This is a genomic window from Dyadobacter jiangsuensis (assembly GCF_003014695.1).
GTDB lineage: Bacteria > Bacteroidota > Bacteroidia > Cytophagales > Spirosomataceae > Dyadobacter > Dyadobacter jiangsuensis.
In genome coordinates this window covers 83,253-106,513 of the sequence record NZ_PYAS01000014.1, presented here as the reverse complement: position 1 = coordinate 106,513, position 23,261 = coordinate 83,253, and the positions used below count along the sequence as shown (strand labels likewise).

Annotated in this window: 23 protein-coding genes; 11 read left to right on the top strand and 12 right to left on the bottom strand. The window is 50.5% G+C overall.

The window, feature by feature from the left end; translation table 11 throughout:
- Position 1 precedes the first annotated feature (1 nt).
- The 5 genes from CLV60_RS25595 to CLV60_RS25575 all read left to right on the top strand — a co-directional run bounded on the left by CLV60_RS25595 (position 2) and on the right by CLV60_RS25575 (position 4,981).
- Entirely contained in the window at positions 2 to 808 is an 807-nt protein-coding gene (locus tag CLV60_RS25595) for a CheR family methyltransferase (protein ID WP_229211130.1), read from the top strand.
- Positions 805 to 1,389 carry a chemotaxis protein CheB gene (locus CLV60_RS25590; RefSeq protein ID WP_106598241.1) on the top strand — a complete coding sequence of 195 codons (585 nt, stop codon included), beginning with the start codon at positions 805 to 807 and terminating at the stop codon, positions 1,387 to 1,389. The genes CLV60_RS25595 and CLV60_RS25590 overlap by 4 nt, the downstream gene beginning before the upstream one ends.
- Before the next feature lie 18 nt (positions 1,390 to 1,407).
- Complete coding sequence (locus CLV60_RS25585; protein WP_106598240.1) at positions 1,408 to 3,351, top strand: response regulator; 1,944 nt, start codon at positions 1,408 to 1,410, stop codon at positions 3,349 to 3,351.
- Between the two features lie 86 nt (positions 3,352 to 3,437).
- Positions 3,438 to 4,205 carry a hypothetical protein gene (locus tag CLV60_RS25580; RefSeq protein ID WP_106598239.1) on the top strand — a complete coding sequence of 256 codons (768 nt, stop codon included), beginning with the start codon at positions 3,438 to 3,440 and terminating at the stop codon, positions 4,203 to 4,205.
- A gap of 341 nt (positions 4,206 to 4,546) precedes the next feature.
- Entirely contained in the window at positions 4,547 to 4,981 is a 435-nt protein-coding gene (locus CLV60_RS25575; RefSeq protein ID WP_106598238.1) for a MarR family winged helix-turn-helix transcriptional regulator, read from the top strand.
- Between the two features lie 83 nt (positions 4,982 to 5,064).
- Here the strand turns inward: CLV60_RS25575 and CLV60_RS25570 are convergent, their stop codons facing one another.
- The 7 genes from CLV60_RS25570 to CLV60_RS25540 all read right to left on the bottom strand — a co-directional run bounded on the left by CLV60_RS25570 (position 5,065) and on the right by CLV60_RS25540 (position 12,520).
- Entirely contained in the window at positions 5,065 to 5,892 is an 828-nt protein-coding gene (locus CLV60_RS25570; protein ID WP_106598237.1) for a DUF4097 family beta strand repeat-containing protein, read from the bottom strand.
- A 4-nt stretch (positions 5,893 to 5,896) separates the two neighbouring features.
- On the bottom strand, positions 5,897 to 6,763 hold the full coding sequence (locus tag CLV60_RS25565) for a DUF4097 family beta strand repeat-containing protein (RefSeq protein WP_106598236.1): 867 nt from the start codon (positions 6,761 to 6,763) through the stop codon (positions 5,897 to 5,899).
- Positions 6,764 to 6,784: 21 nt separating this feature from the next.
- A complete protein-coding gene (locus tag CLV60_RS25560) occupies positions 6,785 to 7,624 on the bottom strand; it encodes a HEAT repeat domain-containing protein (protein ID WP_106598235.1) in 840 nt (279 codons plus the stop codon).
- Complete coding sequence (locus CLV60_RS25555) at positions 7,611 to 8,135, bottom strand: RNA polymerase sigma factor (protein WP_106598373.1); 525 nt, start codon at positions 8,133 to 8,135, stop codon at positions 7,611 to 7,613. Before CLV60_RS25555 ends, CLV60_RS25560 begins: the two co-directional genes overlap by 14 nt.
- Before the next feature lie 165 nt (positions 8,136 to 8,300).
- Positions 8,301 to 8,783 carry a PA2169 family four-helix-bundle protein gene (locus CLV60_RS25550; RefSeq protein ID WP_106598234.1) on the bottom strand — a complete coding sequence of 161 codons (483 nt, stop codon included), beginning with the start codon at positions 8,781 to 8,783 and terminating at the stop codon, positions 8,301 to 8,303.
- 53 nt (positions 8,784 to 8,836) lie between these two features.
- Entirely contained in the window at positions 8,837 to 9,967 is a 1,131-nt protein-coding gene (locus tag CLV60_RS25545) for a hypothetical protein (RefSeq protein ID WP_106598233.1), read from the bottom strand.
- A gap of 117 nt (positions 9,968 to 10,084) precedes the next feature.
- Positions 10,085 to 12,520, bottom strand: a complete 2,436-nt coding sequence (locus tag CLV60_RS25540) for an ABC transporter permease (RefSeq protein WP_106598232.1) — start codon at positions 12,518 to 12,520, stop codon at positions 10,085 to 10,087.
- Positions 12,521 to 12,754: 234 nt separating this feature from the next.
- Between CLV60_RS25540 and CLV60_RS25535 the strand changes: the two genes are divergently transcribed.
- From CLV60_RS25535 to CLV60_RS25525, 3 genes are all read left to right on the top strand, one after another.
- A complete protein-coding gene (locus CLV60_RS25535) occupies positions 12,755 to 13,324 on the top strand; it encodes a Crp/Fnr family transcriptional regulator (protein WP_106598231.1) in 570 nt (189 codons plus the stop codon).
- Positions 13,325 to 13,399: 75 nt separating this feature from the next.
- Positions 13,400 to 14,056, top strand: a complete 657-nt coding sequence (locus tag CLV60_RS25530) for a metal-dependent hydrolase (protein WP_106598230.1) — start codon at positions 13,400 to 13,402, stop codon at positions 14,054 to 14,056.
- Between the two features lie 282 nt (positions 14,057 to 14,338).
- Positions 14,339 to 14,611, top strand: coding sequence for a hypothetical protein (locus CLV60_RS25525; RefSeq protein ID WP_106598229.1), 273 nt, complete (start codon positions 14,339 to 14,341; stop codon positions 14,609 to 14,611).
- A 44-nt stretch (positions 14,612 to 14,655) separates the two neighbouring features.
- Here CLV60_RS25525 and CLV60_RS25520 read toward each other — a convergent pair whose 3' ends face one another.
- A complete protein-coding gene (locus CLV60_RS25520) occupies positions 14,656 to 15,564 on the bottom strand; it encodes a class I SAM-dependent methyltransferase (protein ID WP_229211129.1) in 909 nt (302 codons plus the stop codon).
- A gap of 275 nt (positions 15,565 to 15,839) precedes the next feature.
- Between CLV60_RS25520 and CLV60_RS25515 the strand changes: the two genes are divergently transcribed.
- The 3 genes from CLV60_RS25515 to CLV60_RS25505 all read left to right on the top strand — a co-directional run bounded on the left by CLV60_RS25515 (position 15,840) and on the right by CLV60_RS25505 (position 18,417).
- Entirely contained in the window at positions 15,840 to 16,742 is a 903-nt protein-coding gene (locus CLV60_RS25515; protein WP_106598227.1) for a helix-turn-helix domain-containing protein, read from the top strand.
- A gap of 87 nt (positions 16,743 to 16,829) precedes the next feature.
- A complete protein-coding gene (locus tag CLV60_RS25510) occupies positions 16,830 to 17,675 on the top strand; it encodes an oxidoreductase (RefSeq protein WP_106598226.1) in 846 nt (281 codons plus the stop codon).
- Positions 17,676 to 17,733: 58 nt separating this feature from the next.
- A complete protein-coding gene (locus tag CLV60_RS25505; RefSeq protein ID WP_106598225.1) occupies positions 17,734 to 18,417 on the top strand; it encodes a Rossmann-fold NAD(P)-binding domain-containing protein in 684 nt (227 codons plus the stop codon).
- On the opposite strand, the gene CLV60_RS25500 is transcribed toward CLV60_RS25505, so the two are convergent.
- The 4 genes from CLV60_RS25500 to CLV60_RS25485 all read right to left on the bottom strand — a co-directional run bounded on the left by CLV60_RS25500 (position 18,418) and on the right by CLV60_RS25485 (position 23,261).
- Positions 18,418 to 19,053 (bottom strand): hypothetical protein, encoded by a 636-nt coding sequence (locus CLV60_RS25500; protein WP_106598224.1) that lies wholly within the window; start codon positions 19,051 to 19,053, stop codon positions 18,418 to 18,420.
- A 192-nt stretch (positions 19,054 to 19,245) separates the two neighbouring features.
- On the bottom strand, positions 19,246 to 19,632 hold the full coding sequence (locus CLV60_RS25495; protein ID WP_106598223.1) for a DUF5618 family protein: 387 nt from the start codon (positions 19,630 to 19,632) through the stop codon (positions 19,246 to 19,248).
- A 45-nt stretch (positions 19,633 to 19,677) separates the two neighbouring features.
- On the bottom strand, positions 19,678 to 20,064 hold the full coding sequence (locus tag CLV60_RS25490; protein WP_106598222.1) for a DUF5618 family protein: 387 nt from the start codon (positions 20,062 to 20,064) through the stop codon (positions 19,678 to 19,680).
- 50 nt (positions 20,065 to 20,114) lie between these two features.
- Complete coding sequence (locus tag CLV60_RS25485; RefSeq protein ID WP_106598221.1) at positions 20,115 to 23,261, bottom strand: efflux RND transporter permease subunit; 3,147 nt, start codon at positions 23,259 to 23,261, stop codon at positions 20,115 to 20,117.

The following is a 23,261-nucleotide window of genomic DNA, read 5'->3' as shown; positions in this document are numbered from 1 at the left end:
GATGGAATACTCCGAGCTGGAAATACTCATTGTGCGGATCAGGGAGATATCGGGGTTCGATTTTTCGGGTTACGCTAGACCGTCGCTGTTGCGCCGTGCAAGCAGGTATCTGACCACCCACAAGATGGATTTCCCACAACTGCTCGTGCACATCGAGCAGGGCGGCAACGTGGTATACGGCCTTATCCAGGAGCTGACGGTCAACTATTCGGAGATGTTCCGCGACGCGGACTTCTTCATGAAAGTGAAAACCGAGGTATTTACCTACCTTGAATCGTACCCGACGCTGCGTTTCTGGGTGGCCGGCTGCGCGACGGGCGAGGAGGCCTATTCGCTGGCCATTTTTCTCAAAGAAGCCGGTTTTTTGAACCGCTCGCTGATTTATGCCACCGACCTGAGCAACAAGGCGCTCACGGCTGCGCGCGAGGGTATATTCACGCTGGGGAATGTGCGGACGTTCTCGGAGAATTATCTGGCGGCGGGCGGCAAACATTCGCTGTCGGATTACTACCATGTGGCTTACAACAAGGCCGCTATGCTGCCCGAGCTGCGGCGTAACATTGTTTTTTCGATGCATGATCTCACGGGCGACGGCGTGTTCAACGAGTTTCAGTTTATCAGTTGCCGGAACGTGATGATCTACTTCACGCTGGAATTGAGGCAAAAAGTATTCAGGCTTTTGTATGACAGTCTCAGCATGTTGGGTTTTCTTTGCCTGGGAAAGCGGGAAACGCTGCGTTACTCAGGCCTGGAAGACAACTTCAAAGTGATTGACACTACGTTAAACATTTATCAGAAGATCAAATGAGTACGGCAAAGGACAATGATTCACTCAGGTTGGTGCTGGTCGGCGGGTCGTCGGGCAGCTTTGCGATCTTTGAGGAGATTATCCGGCTGGTGAGAAACCCATTGTCTGTCGCATTGATTTTCGTGCTGCACCGAGGTAAATCCAGTACTGCTGTTTTACCTGAAATATTCAAGAACAAGACCAACGTAGCTATGAGCGAGCCTTACCATTTGGATCCGATAGAGGCTAATTCCATTTATTTCGCCTATCCCGATTACCACTTGCTGATAGGGTCCGATCGGCGGTTCTACTACGATTGCACCGACAAGGATTTTTTTTCACGGCCCTCTATTGACGCTACTTTCATTTCCGCCGCGGTTTCGGGTATTCCCGTAAAAGCGGCCATGCTATTTTCCGGTTCCAGTGCCGATGGCGCATTGGGTATGAAAACATTGGCTGAGAAAGGTTTCCCGACGTACGTCCAGAATCCGGCCGAGGCAGAATCCCCGCGCATGCCGGAACAGGCTCTTTTGGCCTGTGAAAAACATCAGGTGCTGGCCGGCGGAAACCTTTTTTCGATAATCAACGATATCCTTCAATAGCTACTCGACGAATAACCCATGGAGAATACAAAGATTTTGCTGCTGGACGACAGGGAGGAAAACCTGATCTCACTCAAAGCAATCCTGAACCGGGACGACATTGAAATATATGCCACAACCTCGCCTAACGAGGCGCTGCGGATGGTCTGGGAAAACGAGATCGCCGTGGCTTTGGTGGATGTTCAAATGCCCGGAATGGATGGTTTCGAATTTGCCGAGACACTTTTTTCCAATCCCAAAACCCGCGAGATCCTGATCGTTTTCGTAACGGCTATTTCAAAGGAAACCACCTACGCTGTTAGGGGCCTTAAAACGGGTGCTATTGATTACCTCTACAAGCCGCTCGATCCTTACATTACCAATGCGAAGGTAGATTCACTCATCAAACTGGCGCGCAGCCAGCGTGAAATACGGGAGAAAAACAAGCTGCTCGAAAACTACGCGACGATCGTGCTGAACTCGCCGGATATCATTGCCACGGTAGAGCCCGATACGGGCTCGATATTGTCGATCAATCCATCGGTGGAGACGATCCTGGGCATTGCACCCGGTTCGCTGATCAGGACATCCATGCTCGATTTGCTGGTAGACCCGTTGAAATCGGGCTTGCGTGAGGTGCTCGTGAAGCGGAGTTTCGTGGGCGGGGAGACCATCGTCGTGGAGGATCAGTTTTATGGCCGGTTAAGGCAACCTGTTTGGCTGGAATTGAGGATTATGTATAAAAACAGGCTGCTGTTTGTAAACCTGCACGATGTGGAGAAGCGGAAAGCGCACGAACTGGCGCTGATCGACGCGCAAACTCAGGCGGAAAAGGCACGTAAAACGAAGGAGTCGTTTCTGGCCAATATGAGCCACGAGATCAGAACCCCACTGAATGGTATTATCGGCCTGGGGAACCTGCTGTCGGCGACCGAGCTCAGCGATGGCCAGGAAGAGCTCGTGAACATGCTCCGGCAGTCGTCCGGGTCGCTACTGAATATCCTGAACGACATTCTGGATATATCCAAAATCGACGAAGGTAAATTCTCGATCATCCCTACGTCTACTGACCTACGGATGCTTGGTAAACAAATCATCGATCTAATGCAGTTTAAAGCCGATGAAAAGAAGCTGGAACTGCGTCTGGAAATCGGGAAACAGATCCCCGAATGCGTTACGGTGGATGGCATGCGCCTGAACCAGATTTTGCTGAACCTGATCGGTAATGCGCTGAAATTCACCGAAAAAGGCAATGTGTCGGTAAAAATGGAGCACCTGGCCGAAACACCGGCGGGGCACAGGATACGGTTCGCGGTGGAAGATACGGGTATAGGGATGTCGGATGAGCATTTGTCCAACATTTTTTCGGAGTACGGCCAGGCCTCGGAAAATACTTCCCACCAATATGGCGGTACCGGCCTCGGACTGACCATTTCCCAGAAGCTGGTACGCCTCATGGGAAGCGAGCTGGAAGTGAACAGCCGTTTTCATCAGGGCAGCCAGTTTTTCTTCACATTGATCGTCCCGGACGCCAATGAGAAGTCGGGGGATAGCAAACCGGTTGTCTCATTCCAGAACCTGCCTTCATTTGATGGCAAGAAGGTACTTGTGGCGGAAGACAATCCGATCAACGCATTGCTTTTGAAGAAATACCTCAAAGCCTGGCAGCTCAATGCCGTGATCGTGGGCAATGGAAAAGAGGCTGTGGATCAGTTGCGCGAAGAGCTTTTCGACCTGATTATCATGGATACGCGCATGCCCGAAATGGACGGTTTTCAGGCCGCCCGCGTGGCGCGCGAGGAGCTGCATATCACCACGCCCATTCTCTCGCTTTCGGCTACGGTATTGCCCGAAGAGGTGTCGCAAGCATTGGAGGCGGGCATGAACGATACGCTTTCGAAGCCGTTCGAACCGGAGAAGCTGCACCAGAAAATAGACTTGCTGCTTTCAACCATCGTACCCGCAAACGTGTCCGAGGTTTAACGTGCAACGATTTGCGGCAACTTTTCGTAATGTTTGATTGCCGGATTACGTTGTAGAAAGAGTAATTCTAATTGATAAAATAACCAATGAAAACGATCAGAAACAGTTGGTCATTGCTGCTGTTAATAGCCCTGGGCGGTTGCAGCTCTTCCAAAACGATGCCTTATGCGTCCAAATGGAATGCGCCGTTCTCGTATGTGGACGAAATCAAACCCGACCAGCAAGACCAGCGGTCGCGCCTCAGATACGGAATCATCAACGACGACCAGTACGTGTACATTACGCTCAAAACAAAAGATCCCAACACGATCCAGAACATATTGAGCAGCGGCCTGAAAATCGCTTTCAGTCCCGAAGGCCAGAAGAAGGAAGCCTATGCACTGACCTTTCCCGTGGTAATGAAAGAAGACCGCAAAGCATTGCGACGTGTTGAAACCGATTTGCCCAACAGCCTGGGCCTCGGGTTGCTCCTCGATTCCTACAATAAGGAGGCTGTTTGGAAGGACCGTGACGGCCAGCATCTGATCGACCTCGTGCGGCCGGATGGCAGCATCAAATCGCATATTGCTATGGACCGCGACGGCGAGCTCACCGAGCAGATTGCGATTCCTTTCGCGCTCATGAATGTGAATGCGCGGGAGACGGGAATGATGGGAATGAGCATTAAAGTGGACGGACAATCGTCGTCCAATTCAGGATTCAGCCCGCGCATTGGTATCGGCGTTGGAGGCGGTATCGGAATGGGTGGCGGTATGGGAGTGGGCATCGGCACCGGCGGATATAACTCGCGCTACAATGGCAACGATCGCAATGTAGACATTCGCCTGGAAGTACAATTGGCAAGAGCTAATTAAACCAGTCTTTATCAGGATTTCAGCCCGCGGCATTTTGTGTCGCGGGCTTTTTTGTGGGGTTTTGCGCGATCGGTTTGAAATGCCCTTAGGCATGTAATATCGGTAGCACGTTAATATCTCCACAACTTCCGGGCGTGCCGTAGGTACGCGACAACAACGACCCAGTGAATGGTCAAGGCATCTCCTTATGTTTGATAGTCAATCAGATACGTGTCCGCCAATTTTTAAATCCAGTGAAACGTCAATCAATTGTTTTTCAAATACTTATTATTGATATATATTTGTATAATACTTGACTAATCAAGTATATATCAACTATAAATCAAATATATTTCAAGTTTATGTCAACTATTTCCCAGGAACTGAAACTGTTTTTAAACCTTGCCATTATTCAGACAATCGTCACGAAACGGTTCGATGCGAAGCTTCAAAATCATGGAATCAGCCTGAATGAATTCATGATTTTGCATCATCTGGCGAATGCCGACGACGAGAAATTGCGGCGTACCGACGTGGCTGAAAAGGTGGGATTGACGGCCTCGGGTATTACAAGAATGCTATCGCCTTTGGAGAAGCTGGGGTATGTGAAAAGGGAGGCGAACAGCCGCGATGCGCGGGTCTCGTATGTGAAGCTGGCCAATGCCGGAAAGAAGGTATACCTCGAAGCGATCGCCACTGCCGAAGCGACTACCGGACAGATTATGGCTTCGGTGAAGACCAAAAAGCTGGATGATTTGCAGAAAATGCTTTCGGAGCTCGGCGCGACAATTGAATAGGCGCGCTAGTTGTTCAGATAAGCCTCAAAAAAACGCCTCTGGCAGACGATCTGCCAGAGGCGTCGGTAACGGCCCAGGAAATGCTATTTCGCTTTCCTGACGTAAATATTTCCGTTCATGTTCTTCATCATGATCTCGCTGCCGCCACCGTTGACTTTGCCTTTTACCCAGTCTTCGATGCTGACCTTGTACATGCCGTCCTTGGCTGTTTTGGTGGCCTGCTGTACGGCCTTGTCGACGTCCACATCGAAGTCGCTGTAAATTTCGCCCCGATCGGATTTAGCCTTGATGTCGAACTTGGCTGTTGGCGGCAAGGTAATGTCGACATTGCCATTCAGCGTGGAGAATGCCATCGGTGATTTCGCGGACACGGTTTTGAAGTTTGCTTTCAGCAGGCCGTTGACCGTGTTGGCCACAGCCGAACCCGATATGTTGGTGAGACGGATGTCGCCATTGACGTTGGTGATCTCCATTTCGCCGTCCACGTTTTCGATCAGAATGTCACCATCGTTGATCGTGCCTACATTCAGCGAGAACTTCGCCGGTACCTTGATCACCAGTTCCATTTTGGTATTGAACAGCTTCGAGCTCACGTTCACGACATTGTTTTCCTCGGTAGCAGAAATGTCGAGGCCGCCGTTTTTGGAAATGCGTTTCATGCCGTCCACTTCCTTCGGCTTTTCCGCTTTGTCGGGTTGTTTCGTAGTTGCGTCGATCACCACCTGGTTGCCTGCGTAACCCGTTACACGGATCGAGCCGGTAATGAGGTGTACTTTCAGCGATCCGGGCTTGGCGGGGTCGCTCAGGGGGATCGTCAGTTGTTCTTTCAAATCACCCTGGGCAATCAGTGGTGCCGAAATGGCCGTAAATGCTGTGAATGCTGCGAGGGCAAGAATGCGCGGGGTCTTCATTTTGCTATGATTGTTTTTTAAGATAGATATTGCCATTGAATGTTTCGAATTTGTAGGTGGGACCGCCGCTGCCGATGCGGATAAACGTTTCGGTGCTTAGCTTGTAGACGGTCTTGTTTTCGCGGTTTTCCGCATTTTTCACCACCCTCACCGGAAGCCTTTCGACATTGGGGAAATCGGTGTAAAAATCGCCGTTGAAAGTCTTGAACTGGCAATCCACAGCCAATGCAGCCGGGTAACTGATTTTGACATCGCCATTGAGTGTTTTGAAATCGGATTCGCCCGGTGGTAATGCCAGGTAATTGACTTCCACATTGCCGTTGATCGTGTGCATATCGGCCTTTCCTTTGGCATTCACGACTTTAATTGCCCCGTTGACATTGCGGATGCCCAGCGAGCCGGTCACGTCGTTCACGTTGATATCACCGCCGTTCACCGTCGAAACGTGTAAATTGAGCGAGTAGGGGACTTTTACTGTGAAATCCAGCTCAAAATCGTACTTGATTTTCGGTCCGTCCCAGTTGCGGCGACTATGGTTGGGACGCGAGTCGAACGGATTGGCGATATAGGCGATAATGCTGTCGGCCTCCTGTTCGATTTCCAGTTTAAACTCGGCCTTCCCTTCGTCGAGTCCTTCCTGCGTTTTAGCCCGGATATTTTTATCGATTTCGAGCACCACTTTATCGCCGTTGTAGCCTTCCACCTTGATAAACCCGTTGATGTTATAGATCGCGAGCACATTTTTGGCGGCCTGTCCGGCGCTGACGGTAAATTCTTTGCTGACGTGTTCTTTGTGTTCCAGCTTCTGCGCCGGGGCCTGGGTACAGCAGAGCACTGCTCCCGCCAGCAGGGGGATTGCAAAATACTTCATGGCTAATAGTTGATTTTAGGTTTATGAAAGGTCTTTGATAGTCTGTTCGATCTTGACTTTGACGAGGTCGTTGAGGTCTTCTTTTTGCAGCAAGGTTTTCAATGCCTTCACCGAGCGTTTTTCCTGCAATTTGACCATCACATCTGCAAGTGCCACCTGCACCATCGGCGAATCCTGCAATGCGAGGGATTTTACCAGTCCCTCCCGCACCGACGCGTCGCCCGCATATTGTGTGAGCGCTTCGAGTGTGACGAGCCGCACATTGACGTTAGGATCGTTGTTTAAGGTGGCAAAAAGCGCTTCTAAGACGCGATCGTCGGCATGCGTGATCTCGCTAGTGTAACCCACTGCCCGGAGCCGCTCGGTGGCCGAAGGATTTTCAAGCAGCGAAAGCATCATCGTGCTTTTCATATCCTGCACCTGGCTCGCCAGAGTTTCGATGCGCTGCTGATACGCGACGGCGTCGACCTTAGTGCGGCTCGTCCGGTTGCCGATAACCCAGCCTAACCCAACCAATAGCAGGCTGAATCCGACTTGTACCGTCCATTGCGGCAATACAAACTCCCGGATACTTTCCATCATGCTCTGAAACGAGAACCTCGCCGCGGCTTTTTCTGCCTCCTTGAACTCGTCGAGCATCGTGTAAAAGTTGGCACGCATTGCTTCTTTGGGCTCAGGAATCCTGATTTTCGCCATGCTATCCCAGATCTGCTTGTCGGCTGCGAACTCTTCCTGGCAGCTCACGCACTCGGCGAGGTGGCGATTCACCTCCATTTGCTCGCTTTTTTCGAGGTTGTTATTGAGCCATTCGGTCAGCTTGCCTCTGGTATATTCGCAGTTCATTTCCTTACCGTCTTTCATTTGTAAAAAACCTTTTCTTCAATTCTCCTAATGCCCTGTGTACCCGAACCTTCACTGTTCCTTCGTTGATATTCAGCACTTTGGCAATTTCGTCGTATTTCATTTCCTGAAACCTGCTTAGTATCAGCACCTCGCGGTATTCCGGGCTTAACGCCCCCATGGCTTCGTGCAGGATGGCGTTTTCCTGCTGCCTTTCCAGGCTTTCGTCGGCGCGGATTCCGCCTTCGAGCCGGTCGGCGACCTCGTTCACATCGTAAAAATTAAACGACCGGTTCTGCTTCACCGAGTCGTTGAGGACGTTTCGAGCCAGGTGGTACATCCATGTCCTGAACTCGCCGTCGCCGGTAAATGTGTGCCGGTATTTGAGCATTCGGTAAAACACATTCTGGACAAGGTCCTCACTGAGGTCGGCCTTGTGCGTCATGTGGTAAAAGAATCCGAAAAGCGGCCGGTTGTACCGTTCGAAGAGCAAGCCCATCTTATCCAGGTCCCCGGTTTTGACCCGGAGCATCAGCGAGTTGTCGGTTAGGGTATTCAAGGCTCTGCGCTTTGTTTTCGTGATTTTGATGTGGTAACTCCGGGGAATGGAAAAGGTTACAGGAATTTAGGAAAAAAGTTGAAAAAAATTTTAAGTTGCTGATTATCTGTTAACTAAAAAGCCCCTTCCGGGGCTTCTTTAAGTTGTCAGCGGATATTTAGAGACGTCTCGCTGGCGGTCGCGTTCGGCTTTGATGCTGTCGTGGGCCGCGAGTATAGCGTTATATTGGTGTTGGATCAGCTGGTAGATTTCCTCGGAAAGCTCGTTGGATTGCAATGCTTCCTCGTAGGCTTTTTTCGCCGCGTCCTCACCGGCCTCGGCGTTTTCGAGAACGGCGCGACGGTTGTCGGAAGTGAATGTCGCCCGGATATCCATCCAAATACGGTACAACTTGCCCGAAAGCATGGTGCCGCTTGCCGGCTCTCCGCCAAGTTGCGTGATGCGTGATTTCAATTCGCCCGCATACGTGCGGCTTTCTTCGGCGAGGCCGCTGAACATCGCCCGCAGATCATTTTCAAGATCGCCGGCTTCGGCTTCGGCTTTTTCATATCCGGCGATCCGGTCGTTGTTGATCAGGACCAGGTCGTTCAGGATTTCGATGGTTTCTGAATTTTGTACCATGGTGGTTATTGGTTTGATGAAGGCCTATTTACATCAATAACCATTCCAAAGACTCAGCGCAGAATGCTGATCGAATTCTCGTAGATCTTGTATGTGCAGCCCGGCGCCTGATCGCGGATTACTTGTTCGCAGAGGAATTTCAGGATTTCATCTCTGCGTGAAAGTGGCGTCCCGGTTTGCGCTTCCCAGTATTTTGTTTCCGGAATAAACAGAATGACCACCGCGTTGCCTCCGCCAAATTCCCAGCCGAACTGGATTTTAATCGCGCCCTCGGTGTAGTAAATACTGCCACCGCGGCCATCCTGCGTGTATTCCAGCTTGGGAAAAAAGCGGCTCATAATTTCTTTTTTGAATTTATCCACATCAATACCGCCGTCCCGGCTGAGGCCATTGTAATCGCGCGACCGCTCGTCGTCGCGGTCGTACATCATGTGCAGGCTACACGCAGGTGACGTATACCCGGAATCCCGGTCGGCGCGATATTCCGGGGTTCTGCCATGGTTTGCCGCAAGTTCAGGGTAGGGTTGTTCTTCCGGCAATGGCAGCAAATGCACCTCCTCGTTCCGAATAGCATGGAAGATATTGGCAGGCGCTTTGCCGTAGGGCGCATTGGGAAAACCTTCGGTGAACTTGATGAATTGAATGCGATGTGTCCAGCCATCGGGCCAACCGGCTTCGATGGTGTAAAACCCTGGCGGATAGGGTAGTGTATTGGTTAAAATCATGGTGCCACCGTTGAGGCGCTCCCGAACGGGCTTTTCTTCGATCACTTCCTGCGAGCAGGAGTTGGTAAGGCGGAAGGCACCCGCATCCCAGGCGTACTGGGGCATATGGAACACGAGCTGCTGGCAGTCGGGATAATGGACCACCCGCACATTTACCGGTTTGATGCTGCCTGCCTGGCCCTCGCCGGTTCTTTCCGGATTATCTGCCCAGAAATTCGAGACGCTTGTCAATACGCATTTGCCGTAATGGGCGTCTTCCGTTGGCGCCGGATCGGTTACTGGGTCGGCGGCGTCCAGAGGGATAATCCCCGGGGTGCCATCGCCGATATCAGGAATGGAATAACCAGATTGTGACTGATTTTCAGACTTTTCTAAAATGCGCCGCCGCACCTCGACGATATTACCTGGCTGGAAAACGTAAACATGCCGGGTGATTTTGCAGCGGATAGTGGCTTCCATGGGCACTCAACGATTTGGATTAAAACAGTAAACCCGGGCCGGATGCAAACCTGCACACGACCCGGGTTCGAATGTAATAACTATTTGCTATTCAAATGGTTTAAATCGATCCACCGGCTACTCCGAACGAAGCGACTCAACGGGGTTCATCAATGCCGCCTTGATAGACTGGTAGGAAATCGTGCACAATGCAACCAGCACCGATAGTACGCCTGCCAGTGCAAACATCCACCAGGCAACATCGATTTTATAGGCGAAAGCCTGCAACCAGCGGTCCGTCAGCCACCAGGCTGCGGGCGTGGCGATGAGCAATGCGACAATCACCAGTTTAAGGAAATCTTTTGAAAGTAACGCGATAATACCTGCCACCGATGCGCCCAATACTTTTCGTACACCTATTTCCTTGGTACGCTGCTCGGCGGTGAACGTAGCCAGACCGAACAGGCCCAGGCATGCCACGAAGATCGTCAGCCCGGCAAATGTGCCCAGTATCTGGCCGGTTTTCTGCTCGGCTTTATATGTTTCGTTGAAACGTTCGTCGAGGAAGGTGTAGCTGAATGGCATATCGGAATGGAAACTGTCCCAGCTCTTTTTCATTGAGGTCAATAGCCCCGAAACCTCCGCGCTGCGGGTTTTGACCATCATCCAGCCCCAGCCGTTGTTCAACGTCATCACGAGCGGGCCTATCTTTTCGTGCATGGAACGGAAATGGAAGTCTTTCACAATGCCAATGACGTGGTAGGTTGCCTTGTTTCCCTGGTTGTCGCTGCGGGTAATGGTCCGGTCCATCGCATTCTCCGGCGTCCAGCCGAAGGTTTTGACGGTCGTTTCATTGATGATAATGGCGGTTGAATCCGTACCGTAATCCTTCGAGAAATTACGTCCGCGGGCCATTTCCATACCCAGAGTGGCCAGGTAATTATAGTCCACCTCGTAGCGGAGTGTTTTCACCATCCGGTCGGTGTTTCCATCAGGGTTAACCGTGAAATTGTTGTTGTCGGAAGGTCCGGCAGGCACATAGCCCGACAGGCTGACGTTTTCAATGCGCGAATCGTGCATGAGTCCCTCGCGGAATGCCTCCATATTTTTGCCTAGCGACCAGGTCGGGATCACGATCACCTGGTCTTTGTTATAACCCAGCTTTTTATTGCGGATAAATTGCAATTGCTGAAAAACGACCGTCGTGCCTACGATGAGAATGATCGACATAAAGAATTGAAATACAACCAGCCCACTGCGCAGATTGAAACTTTTGCCCGAAGAAGAGAGCTTGATGACGGAGGAGCCGCCTTTCAGCACGGTAATAGGTTTGAACGACGACAGGAAAAACGCAGGGTAGCTGCCGGCGAAGATCCCCACAAAAAGGCCAAAACCGATCAGAGCGGGAATCAGGCCCGGGACGGCATCCCATTTCAGCGTCAGGTTTTTACCGGACATTTCATTGAAAACAGGTAATGCTACGATGCTCAGCAGGACTGCCAGTACCAATGCAAGCGATGTGAGTAAAATGGACTCAGTGAGAAACTGGCCCACCAGTTCACTTTTTTCGGAACCCATTACCTTGCGTACGCCCACCTCTCGTGCACGCTTGGAAGAGCCCGCGGTAGAAAGGTTCATGAAATTGATGCAGGCAATGAGGAGCATCATTACGGCCACCGCGCCGAAGATGTAGACGTAGGTAACGTCGCCGTTTACATCGAGGTCATATTGGAAGTCCGAATGCAAATGGATTTCCGTCAGCGGTTGCAGGCGGAGTTCGAGGTTGTTACCCTGCTTGCGGAATTCAGCCGTTGTTACACCCATCGATTGTTTGAGCTGGGGGCTTATGTACTTATCGACAGTGGCAGGGAGTTTTGCTTCCAGCTTCTTGTAATCGTAGCCTTCCGGCAAAACCAGGTAGGTGAAAAACTCGGAAGTCATCCAGGAATTGGCTTTTGCCTCGTCCACAGACGCCATGGAGCCCAGCAAATCGAAGCGGAAATGCGAATTGGAGGGAATGTCCTTCATTACCCCGGTCACGCGCAAGGTTTTGTTCCAGTCTTTGAAAGTGATGATTTTGCCAAGCACATCGGTTTTTCCGAAGTATTTCCGCGCTGCTGTTTCGGACAACACAATGGTGTTCGGTTCCAGCAGCGCGTTTTGGGGATTACCGGCAACGAAAGGCAATGTAAACACCGAGAAGAAGTTGGAATCGACGAAGGCCAGTTTTTCATCGCTGTAAAGCTGGTTGTTGAGCAACACCAAAGGCTTGCCGCCTTGCCGGAGCCTCGTGGATTCCTGTACCTCGGGGTAATCGGCCTTCAGTGCGGCGGCGGTGGGAGGCATGACGTGCGATTCGTTGATGATCCCGCCCTGCATTGTTCCCTTGAAAGTGGTCCGCACAATGCGGCCGGCTTTTTCATGGAAGCGATCGAAGCTCAGCTCATCGATCACATACAGGCTGATCAGCATACAGGATGCGAGACCGATAGCCAGCCCGACGATATTGATGGCAGAGAAAACCCGGTTACGGACCAGATTTCGCCAGGCGATCTTGAAATAGTTTTTTAACATAGGAATGGGGCTGACTGGGAGTTTTTCAAAAATTCAATTTTCATGGCTAATAGACGGTACATTGTATTGCATAGTACATTGTATAAAATATATGCCAAAATTATAATTTATTGTTTTACAGCGCATTGGATTTGCCTTAGGGAAATCACCCGTTCGCATTCGGACACTTTTGTACGATAACGACCGTGCTCGGAGGCCGTTCTTTGCTACATTTACGACCGATTTCAGCGCATTATGACGGATCTTGAACACTACCTGCAAACCTACTTCGATTTCGACCAGACCGAGCTGGTGAAAGTTTCGTCTTTTTTCAAACCCGAAATACTGAAAAAAGGCGACTACTACCTCAAAACTGGGAAACTTTGCAATAAGCTAAGCTTTATCAAATCGGGCCTGCTGCGGGTTTATGTGGATTTGGAGGACAGGGAGGTCACGCAGTGGATCTGCACGCAGGGCTACTTTGTGACGGACTTGTCGAGCCTGGTGTTTGCCAACCCTGCCCGCTGGAACATCCAGGCGCTGACCGATACGGCCGTGTACACCATCGAAAAACAGGATTATGATCGTCTGGGCGATTATGTGCCCAAATGGCCCGTCACGGAGAAGCTTTTCATCGCGCATTGCTTCACCACCCTCGAAGACCGGGTGTTTTCTTTCCTGTCCATGACCGCCGAGCAGCGCTACAACCTCCTTTTTGAAAGTCACCGTGATATTTTCACGCAGGTACCATTGCAATACATTGCCTCGATGCTCGGCATGACGCCCGAAACCATCAGCCGCATTCGCCGGAAGCAGCTCAACTGATTTCTTGATCTAGGTCAAGTGCGTTCGGAAATGGCCCAAATACCTTTGTAGGGTCATTTATCAACCACTTGTATTATGTTTTTAGGTCATTATGGTTTAGCATTCGGAGCGAAAAAAGTTGCTCCCAAAGTTTCGCTCCTGACGCTTTTCGTGGCAGTTGAGTTTGTCGATATTCTCTGGCCGTTTCTGCTTATGCTGGACGTCGAGCAGGTGAAGATTCGTCCGGGTTTTACGGAAGTTACGCCATTTGAGTTTGTACATTATCCTTACACGCACAGCCTTGTCATGGGGATTGTGTGGGGGCTTGTCTGCGGGGGTATTTACTGGTTGTTCCAAAAAGATACACGCAGTGCAATCGTCGTAGGTCTGGCAGTACTGAGCCACTGGTTTCTAGACCTGATCGTCCACGTCCCAGACCTTCCGTTGACGCCTTTTGGTACTGAGAAATTCGGATTGGGTATGTGGAACTCGTTGCCGCTGACGGTTTTAACGGAATCCGTGATTTTCATCGCCGGGGTGTGGGTTTACATGAAAAATACCCGGGCAAGCAACGGAAAAGGAAAATGGGGCCTTGTCTCCCTGATCGCCTTCTTCGTTATCGCGGAGCTCTTCAATATGTTCGGCCCGCCGCCCGAGGATTCTATTCCTGCATTGCTCGGCTCATTTATGGTTTTGCAGGTGATTGTGCTGGGGCTGGCTTATCTAACGGATAGGAACAGGACGTGGAAGTAAGGTTTAGTGACCGCAGGATCATTGGTGGTGGAAGTTACTGTTTTTCAGTTGACCTTTCCATCCCAAAAGCCTAACTTTAAGTTTTACACACTATAAAATATGAGGAAAAAAAGCCGACAGGTCGAATTGGCTGAAAGACTCAGAAGTCGACTAGATTTTCTTGAAAACCTGATGTCGTCCTCGTCGACGGAAATAAGTGACGCCAAATTCGAAGAAGTCCGCGCAGAAGCGGTGAGGCTGAGAGAGATGTTGAAAATATTGGAGCATTTTCGTTAAAAGCACATGAGAATAGAACTTAGGAATCGCGTTGATGCATACATGGCGCAAATCAGGACGGCTGATACCTCTGAAATTCCGGAAATCAAATCAACATTTTTCGAGTGGTATAACTCAGTCTCGGACGAAGATAGAGCCGAAATGGAGCCATTTTGGGACGAAGTCAAAAAAGAAGCCTGGGAAGTAATAGCCGAGATAAAGGAGCTGATGAAAGAACTCATCACGCTCAAGGAGGAGGAGCTTGCCGAGGCACGCAAGTTGATCGATGCTACAAATTAGCCGACGGCCGACGGCTGATTCGAATCAGCCGTCGGCCGTCAAAATCACTTCCGCTGAAATCCCTTATAATGAGTAACAATATCCTTGTCGCTGAACTTGTGGTCCAAATCCTTCCGTCCCAGGAAATACACACCGCTCGCGGTATCTACATTAAATGAATCGGGTACGAGGTGGTCGAAGAACCTGATCCAACCAAACGCCATGGCGATCACAATAGCCGCTTTTTTGCTGCGGGTGAGTCCCCAGGCCGCGTACCGCACATTCCAGAGCAGTACGGTGCCGATACCGGTCAGGAAGCCGGAATCTACTAATTTGAAATCTTTGAAAAGCAAACGATGACCGCTCTCGGTAAAGCGGGTGAAATCGTATGGGCCTTCGTGTACATGCTGTTGGAAAGGCGTTTCCGCGTAGACGATGCCGCCCGGTTTGAGCACGCGGTGGATCTCCGCGACCACACGTTGCGGGTACATCACGTGTTCGAGTACTGCCTGGATCCAGATGCCGTCGATACTGTTATCGGCAATGGGCAGGGAATGGCCGTCGGCAATAAAATCGGTGTTGGCAGAAGCGTAAATATCGAACGACAGGATGTTGATGTCTTTGGCATCGTACATACCCGCTGCGCCGTTCCCTACGGCCCCTCCGCCAATGATCAGTACAGTAGGCTTTTTGCCAGGCTGTTTCGGAATGACTTCAAGGAAACGCGCCAGGTTTCGCTTCGTTTTTCCGTCGCTTCCCCAGAAAATCCTTTTGATGGTGTCGTATTTGTTGCCGCTGCGGGGGATGAGACTTTCCCCGCCGGTTGCTAGTAAAGCATCTTTACTCAGGATGGTTTCGTCGAAATTGACGAGTATGGGTATCTTCTTCTGAATCAGGGGTATTTCGGTGACCGAATGCGAGCACGCGGTGTTGGTGCAGTAAATGCTTTCGTCAACGATTTTTAAGGGGGACAAACATAAAGGACAAACTAGTGTGCCGTTTTCAAGATGCTCGGTAAGCAATGGACTGAAAGATTTCATTGAAGAAAATGTGTATGGATTGGAGTGTGGTGTGTGAATGGTTTCAGGTAAAAGGTTTTGTTCAAAAATCTAAATTAGGGAAAAGTACTGTTTTACAAACCTGGAATGCGGGAATTAATCGATGGCGTGAAATGGACCACCGACCGCCGACGGCCGACCATGGTCTATGGTTTATAGTCTTTTCTATTTGATTTTCGTAACTTTGTTTTATGGAAAAAACGGAGTCACTCGAAGAATTCTATCAATACAAGTTTAACTGGCTGCCGGGAAATTTGCAGCAGGATATCGGGCATTTCAATGTGTTTCCGATGGGCGAAAACCTGGCTGCGAACCCGGTTCCCGCGCGGTACAGTCGAAGGGACTTTTACAAGATCGCGCTGATACGAGGCAAAAACCTTTATCACTACGCCGACAAAAGCCTCGAACTCGACGGAACCGCGCTCATGTTCTTCAATCCGACGGTACCCTATACCTGGGAAGCGGCTTGCGACACGGTGACGGGGTATTTTTGTATTTTCAAAGAAGGGTTTTTCTCTGAGAAACTGCGCGGCAATGTAGCGGATCTGCCTATGTTTGCGGTGGGCGGCAAGCCGTCCTATATTCTCAACGACGTTCAGGATGCCCACGTAAGCCAGATTTTCGAGAAAATGCTGGAAGAAATCGCCTCCGATTATCCTTTTAAATACGACTTGTTGAGAAATTATGTGACCGAACTGGCGCATTATGCCCTAAAAATGCAGCCCAGCGAGGCATTGTACCAACACCCCAATGCAAACTCCCGCATTACCGCCGTATTTACCGAGTTGCTCGAACGCCAGTTCCCGATTGAGGCACCGTCGCAACGGTTCGCCCTGCGTTCCGCCAACGATTTTGCACAGCATCTCTCTGTGCATGTCAACCATTTGAACCGCGCCATTCGCGAAACTACGGGTAAAACGACGACCACGCACATTGCCGAGCGCCTTGCTTCGGAAGCGAAAGCGCTGTTACGGCACACCAATTGGAACATTTCCGAGATCAGCTATTGTCTGGGCTTCGAAGAGCCTTCCCATTTCAACAATTTTTTCAAAAAGCAGACCAGTTATACCCCTTCCGCGTTTCGGATTGTTTGAATTTCGCAAGTATCTGTTTGAACCGCGCAATACCCGGGCGTGGCCGCCATTCTACCTTTGTCCTATTAAAACAATCAACAAAGAACAATGGAAAACAGAAAAGTATGGTTTGTTACCGGTGCCTCCAAAGGCCTGGGACTGGCACTTGTGCAAAAATTATTGGCAAATGGCTTCGCCGTAGCCGCGACATCACGCTCCATCGATGAACTGAAAACCGCAGTAGGGAGTACAGAAGCCCAGTTTTTACCGCTCAGCGTTTCGTTGACGGACGAGCAGAGCGTAGGCAAGGCGATCGCCGATACGTTGGCGGCATTCGGTCGTATAGACGTGGTCGTGAACAATGCGGGCTATGGGCTGGCCGGAAGCCTGGAAGAGCTGTCGGATGCCGAATCGCGGGGTAATTTCGACGTGAATGTCTTTGGTACATTGAATGTGATCCGTGCCGTAATGCCGCACTTGCGTGCCCAGGGATCGGGGCATATTCTCAATATTTCGTCGATCGCCGGTATTACGGGCGCATTTCCGGGCTTTGGAATCTATTGTGCTACCAAATTTGCCGTTAACGGTTTATCAGAATCACTGGCAGCCGAAGTGGCGGATTTCGGTGTGAAGGTGACCATCGTTGAACCGGGATACTTCCGCACCGATTTCCTCACCGCCGGATCATTCGTAACCCCAAAAAGCAGCATTACGGCTTATCAGAAAGTACGTGACTCGGAGGCACTGCACCAGGAGCAGATCAACGGCCAGCAGCCCGGTGATCCAGCCAAAGCCGCCGACGCGATGATCCGCATTGCGGAGGAAGCGAATCCGCCATTGCATTTGATACTGGGCGAGGATGCGTTCGGTTTGGCCAATGCAAAGATCAATGCATTTTCGAGCGAGCTGGAAAATTGGAAATCTGTGTCGGTTTCAACGAATTTCGACGCTTAGTTGACTTTAAAATATCCTTATCTTGCGGCAGTAAGACCATTTCAAATCAAAACAAACTATGGCCGTTGAAGGAAAAATAAGAGCAATCGTTACCGGAACGACCGGTATGGTAGGTGAGGGAGTACTGCTGGAATGTCTGGAAAACCCGGACGTCGAATCAGTACTCATCATCAACCGGCGGCCTCTGGAGATGAGCCATCCAAAGCTCAAAGAAATTGTTCACAAGGACTTCTATGATATTTTGCCGATCGAGAGTCAGTTGAAGGGCTATAATGCCTGCTATTTCTGCCTGGGAACCTCTTCGGTAGGGATGAAGGAGCCTGAATACCGGCGTATTACCTACGACCTGACGATGCATGTGGCTGAGGTACTTAGCCGTTTGAATCCTGATATGACGTTTTGTTACGTTTCGGGGGCCAGCACCGATAGTACCGAAAAAGGCAGCCTGATGTGGGCAAGGGTGAAAGGCAAAACCGAGAATGATTTGCGCAAACTTCCTTTCGATCAGGTTTTTGCGTTTCGCCCGGGCTTCATGAAGGCAACCGAAGGTCAGAAAAACCTGTTGAGTCTGTATAAGTATATCGGCTGGATGTACCCCATCATAAAGGCGATTTTCCCAAACGGGGTTTCTACGCTCACGCAGGTGGCTAAGGCGATGATCAATGTCACGAAATACGGTTACGAAAAGAATATCCTTGAAGTGAAAGACATCAATCTGGTTGGGGACAGGCAATACGTGTGATTACTTCATTTTCTCGTAGGAGAATGCATCGCCTTTGAGAAGCGGATGTTCACCAACTAAGCCGTCTTTCTCGGGTCTGAGGACGATATTTTCAACAAAAATCTCGATGATCCAGGGTTCAATTCGGAATTCGAAATAATTATCGTCCGACTGCACGGGGAAGGAAGTATAACGTTCAGGCGCCAGCGAGAAGAAAAGATCGATGCCCGTCGTTTTGATTTTGGGAATTTGAAATATGCCCTCCTGGCTCATTTTCCCATATTTTTCACCTCCGTCGGTTTTGATCAGGGTTTCGAAGAATGGCAGGATCTGGGCGTTGCTATCTACGATTTTCACGGTCGTGAAGTCATCGGAAGCTGTTTTACTCGTCACCAGCGCGAAGTCACGTTCAGGCCTTTGGCGGCTGTTAAGTATGATCTTCCCATCCTGAAACTGCCATTTCCCATTCCCCTGGCGATCCATGGCACCGTAAGAAAAGTAGAGCTCGAAGGTACTGTCCGGTTTGAGAAGGATAGCAGAGGCAGTTTCCATTACGCCTTGCAAGTGGTATTCTCCCGGAATGGATTTAGGCACCTGCGCAGCAGCGGCAGAGCCAGTGAGGAGTAGCACAGAGAGGAGGTAGAGTGTTTGCTTCATTGACGGATAGTTTAAAGTGTATAGTTGAGTATGTCGTGTTCCGATAAGGACATACGACTTAGGAAATTTAACTAAAAACAGCCATTTTATCCATCGGATAATTATTATAAGGCGCAAATACTGAGCGTGTAGAACAACGAAGCCGGACCCATCGCTGGATCCGGCTTCACTTTTTTATCGGTAATCGACCAATTAGCAAGTGGCGGTACGCTGTTCCACCCATTGGATGATTTCGTCGGCGCGTTCGAGGCCTCTTCGGGCAACAACAACGTCTTGTGTACCGTCATAACCCATGTACAAATGAAGGAGTTCGTAAGCATTCACAAAGTTACCCAGCACTTTTTTGTCTATCGAGGCGAGCTGCTCTTTATACCAGCTAGCGTCCTTGCGTTTCTTGGTTTTGATTCCAAAAAAGCCGTCTAAGGCCACAAGTATACCGGTGTAAGCGGCATGCCCAGCTAGTTTCACGTACTTTCGATCGGTGTATAGATCATTTTCTTTGCTTGCTTTTTCCCTCAAAATAGTACGGGCATTTTCAACGTAACGTTTCGCTTCGAGAACCGGATTTTTGTCTGCCATAGTGATGTGTTTTAAAATGTTAATTATCCATTGGTAATGGATTACTTAGCAAGTGGCTGTTCGTTGTTCCACCCATTGGATGATTGCATCGGCGCGTTTGAGGCCAGATTGAGCAGTGGATACTTCCCGGTTACCGTCGTAGCTCATGGACAGATGAAGTAACTCATAAGCGCTCATAAAGTTGGTAAGCAGCTTTTTGTCTGTCTTGGCAACCTGGTCGCGATACCAGTTAATGTCCTTTCTACCCTTGCTTTTTATTCCGAACAAACCGTCCAGAGCTAGCAGCACGCCGGTATAAGCGGCATGGCCTGCTAATTTCACATACTTTCGATCGGAATAAAGATCATCTTCCTTGATTGCCTTTTCTCTCAAAATAGTACGCGCATTCTCAACATAGCGTTTCGCTTCCAAAATAGGGTCTTTTGCTGCCATAGTGATGTGTTTTTAGTTTTAGCCAAAACAAAAATACATCTTTCAATACCCTATTCCAATTCGAGAACCTCCCTCGGTTTCTGCGGTTTGCGGCGTTTTTCGCTCCACAAATACAGGGGTGGAATAAGGATCGGTGCGAAGAGCAATGTGCTCGTCAACCCGCCAATAATTACCGTTGCAAGCGGCCGCTGCACGTCCGAACCGATACCGGAGGAAATGGCAGCCGGCACAAGGCCGATAATCGCAACGACGAGGATAGACAACATCGCGCGGAGCTGTTCCGACGACGCTTCCAGCACATGGCTTGCCAGATCGTTTTCGTGCGCCTGGGCGGTCCGGTTCAATGCGGATACGAGTAGTACCCCGGCCATGACCGAAATACCGAATATGCTCACAAAACCAACCCCGGCGGACACGTTGAAGTAGTATCCGCGCATTAGCAATGCCACAATACCGCCGCCGAGCGCAAAGAGAATGCAACTCATCGTCACCATGGTATGCGGAAGATTTTTGAAAAGCATAAAAAGGAACAGGAATACCATCACGATGGTGAGTGGAATGGTGAATGCAAGCTGCTTACCAGCGCGTTCGAGGTTTTCGTACTGGCCGCCGTAAATGATACTGTAACCTTTCGGCACGTGAACCTGAGCGTTGAGTTTTCGCTGCAACTCTTTCACAAAACCGCCCTGATCGCGTCCACGGATGTTGGTACGGACGGTAACCATCCGTTTGCTGCCGTAACGATAGATGTTGGTCTGCCCTTCAATGAAATGGATGTCTGCCAGCTGGCTCATGGGGATGAGTGCGCCCGTGAGTGAGGGTACCTGCACGCTCTTGATCGCGTCGATCGAGTTGCGGTATTTCGGCAGGAAGCGGATCACGATATCGTACCGTTTCGTACCGTCGTAAAGCGTCGAAATGGTCTTGCCGCCGATGGCCGCTTCGATCATGTTCTGAATGTCGGCCACATTGATCCCGAAACGTGCTGCTGCCTGGCGGTTGATATTGATAGCGAGCTGTTCCTGAGGGCCTTCCTGTTCGATATTGACGTTGTCGGCACCAGGCGTAGCTTTCACGATTTTGGCAATGGCTTCGGCTTTTTTCCGCATCATATTCAAATCATCGCCTACCACCGAAACGGCCAGATCTGCCGCACTGCCGGTCACGATCTCCATCACCTGGTCGATAATCGGCTGACCGGACGAGAATGCCACGGCCGGTAGCTGGGCTTGCAGGTCGGCTTTGATCTTTTCAACGAGTTCTTTTTTGGTGATGGTGTGGCTCCAAAGTTCATAATCCTTTAATCCAACGAGGATTTCGTTCCGGTTGGCGGGGAATGGGTCGGTACCATCGTCGTTACGACCGGTTTGCGTGATCACGAATGATATTTGCGGGTATTTAGCAATGATCTTCCGGATTTTAGGCGCATAGCTCGCATTTTCCTGGATGGTAATGCCCGCCGGGAAGTTTCCGCGAAGGAATATCGAGCCCTCGTCGAGCGTAGGCAAGAACTCGGTTCCCAGTTTAATACCGAACAAAACCAGTATGGTAACGATGCTGAAACCAACGAGCACCGTGGTTTTGTAGTTTTTCAAAAAGCCTCCCAATGCTTTGGAATAGGAGTTGGTGAGGAAATCCAGTACAAAGTTCTTGTGCTCTTTCATCGGCTTCTCGGGATCGGCCAATGCTTTTTTGTAAGCAAACGAAATGAGTACGGGAATGAACGTCAGCGCGGCAAGCATAGAGCCGATTACGGCGAATGCGAGCGTCAATGCCATAGGGGAGAAGAGCTTGCCTTCCACACGCGTCATAAGCAGGATAGGCATGTACGCGAGGATGATGATGGTTACCGAGAAGAAGATCTCCCGGCCCACTTCCTGCGCCGACAGCAATGTGATTTTCACAATTCCCTGCTGCTTTTCTTCCGGGCTGGCGGTCCGGTACTTGCGGATCAAATGCTCGGCCATCACACACGCTCCGTCGACGATGATACCGAAGTCGATCGCACCCAGGGAGAGCAGGTTAGCGGGAATGCCTGTCAGGCGCATTAATATAAACGCAAACAGCAATGAGAAAGGAATGGTAAGCGCCACCACCAGCGCGCTGCGGATGCTTCCAAGGAAGAATATCAGCAGGATAACGACGATTGAAATACCTTCGAACAGCGTATGCGCCACGGTTTCCAGTGAGTGATCGATCAGGAAGCTGCGGTCGTAAAGTGGTTTCAGGTGTACGCCTTCGGGCAGTTCGCTGGCTTCGAGGTCGGCGATCCTTTCCTTCAATACTTTCAACACCTCGCTCGGGTTTTCGTAGCGGCGGAGCAGGATAATACCCTCGACACCGCTGCTAACGTCCACTTTATCGGCCGTAATGGTGTAGCCCATCACCCCGCTTGGCGGCGGAGGAGTGATTTCGACAGTGGCGACATCCCGTACAAATACAGGTACGCCATTGTCTGATTTCAATACAATATTCTGGATATCCTGCTCATTCTTAATGGCTCCGAGCCCGCGGATCGCAAAGCCCTGGCCGCCGCGGGCGATCACGTTGCCACCGGTATTCTGGTTGTTGGCATTGATGGCGTCGATCACGTTCTGCATCGACAAGCCGTATTTCACCAGCTTTTCGGGCGAGGTAATGATGTGGAATTGCTTCAAAGGACCGCCGAAAGTGGTCACATCGGCAATGCCCGGTACTTGGAGCAACGCGGGTTTGATTACCCAATCCTGCAAATCGCGCAGCTGGGTAGGGCTGTAACTCGGCGGTGCTTCCACCACGTAGCGCAGGATTTCACCCACCGCGGTCGAAAGTGGCGCAAGTTCCGGCGCAACACCGTCCGGAAGCTCAGCGGAAGCGAGCCTTTCGGTAACTTGCTGACGGGCGAAATAATCGTCTGTGCCGTCTTTAAATGTCAGCTGGACTACCGATAGCCCAAAGATCGTCCGGCTGCGTCTGTCGAGCACATTCGGGGTATTTTGAAGGGCCCTTTCAATGGGAACGGTAACCTGTTGTTCCACTTCCTCGGCGGCACGGCCCGGATATTGGGCGACAACGATTACGTTGGTATCGGCGATATCAGGGTAAGCCTCTATTTTGAGCTGTGTGAAGCACCAGTAACCGGCGCCCATCAGCACTACGCTCACAGCGATCACGACCCACCGGTTGCGAAGGCTGAAAAAAAGCAGGTTCTTGATCAT

Excerpts from the sequence above, each read along its gene's own strand:
- CLV60_RS25595 (WP_229211130.1), top strand. The coding sequence starts at position 2 with ATGGAATACTCCGAGCTGGAAATACTCATTGTGCGGATCAGGGAGATA.
- CLV60_RS25590 (WP_106598241.1), top strand. The coding sequence starts at position 805 with ATGAGTACGGCAAAGGACAATGATTCACTCAGGTTGGTGCTGGTCGGC.
- CLV60_RS25585 (WP_106598240.1), top strand. The coding sequence starts at position 1,408 with ATGGAGAATACAAAGATTTTGCTGCTGGACGACAGGGAGGAAAACCTG.
- CLV60_RS25580 (WP_106598239.1), top strand. The coding sequence starts at position 3,438 with ATGAAAACGATCAGAAACAGTTGGTCATTGCTGCTGTTAATAGCCCTG.
- CLV60_RS25575 (WP_106598238.1), top strand. The coding sequence starts at position 4,547 with ATGTCAACTATTTCCCAGGAACTGAAACTGTTTTTAAACCTTGCCATT.
- CLV60_RS25570 (WP_106598237.1), bottom strand. The coding sequence starts at position 5,892 with ATGAAGACCCCGCGCATTCTTGCCCTCGCAGCATTCACAGCATTTACG.
- CLV60_RS25565 (WP_106598236.1), bottom strand. The coding sequence starts at position 6,763 with ATGAAGTATTTTGCAATCCCCCTGCTGGCGGGAGCAGTGCTCTGCTGT.
- CLV60_RS25560 (WP_106598235.1), bottom strand. The coding sequence starts at position 7,624 with ATGAAAGACGGTAAGGAAATGAACTGCGAATATACCAGAGGCAAGCTG.
- CLV60_RS25555 (WP_106598373.1), bottom strand. The coding sequence starts at position 8,135 with ATGCTCCGGGTCAAAACCGGGGACCTGGATAAGATGGGCTTGCTCTTC.
- CLV60_RS25550 (WP_106598234.1), bottom strand. The coding sequence starts at position 8,783 with ATGGTACAAAATTCAGAAACCATCGAAATCCTGAACGACCTGGTCCTG.
- CLV60_RS25545 (WP_106598233.1), bottom strand. The coding sequence starts at position 9,967 with ATGGAAGCCACTATCCGCTGCAAAATCACCCGGCATGTTTACGTTTTC.
- CLV60_RS25540 (WP_106598232.1), bottom strand. The coding sequence starts at position 12,520 with ATGTTAAAAAACTATTTCAAGATCGCCTGGCGAAATCTGGTCCGTAAC.
- CLV60_RS25535 (WP_106598231.1), top strand. The coding sequence starts at position 12,755 with ATGACGGATCTTGAACACTACCTGCAAACCTACTTCGATTTCGACCAG.
- CLV60_RS25530 (WP_106598230.1), top strand. The coding sequence starts at position 13,400 with ATGTTTTTAGGTCATTATGGTTTAGCATTCGGAGCGAAAAAAGTTGCT.
- CLV60_RS25525 (WP_106598229.1), top strand. The coding sequence starts at position 14,339 with ATGAGAATAGAACTTAGGAATCGCGTTGATGCATACATGGCGCAAATC.
- CLV60_RS25515 (WP_106598227.1), top strand. The coding sequence starts at position 15,840 with ATGGAAAAAACGGAGTCACTCGAAGAATTCTATCAATACAAGTTTAAC.
- CLV60_RS25510 (WP_106598226.1), top strand. The coding sequence starts at position 16,830 with ATGGAAAACAGAAAAGTATGGTTTGTTACCGGTGCCTCCAAAGGCCTG.
- CLV60_RS25505 (WP_106598225.1), top strand. The coding sequence starts at position 17,734 with ATGGCCGTTGAAGGAAAAATAAGAGCAATCGTTACCGGAACGACCGGT.
- CLV60_RS25500 (WP_106598224.1), bottom strand. The coding sequence starts at position 19,053 with ATGAAGCAAACACTCTACCTCCTCTCTGTGCTACTCCTCACTGGCTCT.
- CLV60_RS25495 (WP_106598223.1), bottom strand. The coding sequence starts at position 19,632 with ATGGCAGACAAAAATCCGGTTCTCGAAGCGAAACGTTACGTTGAAAAT.
- CLV60_RS25490 (WP_106598222.1), bottom strand. The coding sequence starts at position 20,064 with ATGGCAGCAAAAGACCCTATTTTGGAAGCGAAACGCTATGTTGAGAAT.
- CLV60_RS25485 (WP_106598221.1), bottom strand. The coding sequence starts at position 23,261 with ATGATCAAGAACCTGCTTTTTTTCAGCCTTCGCAACCGGTGGGTCGTG.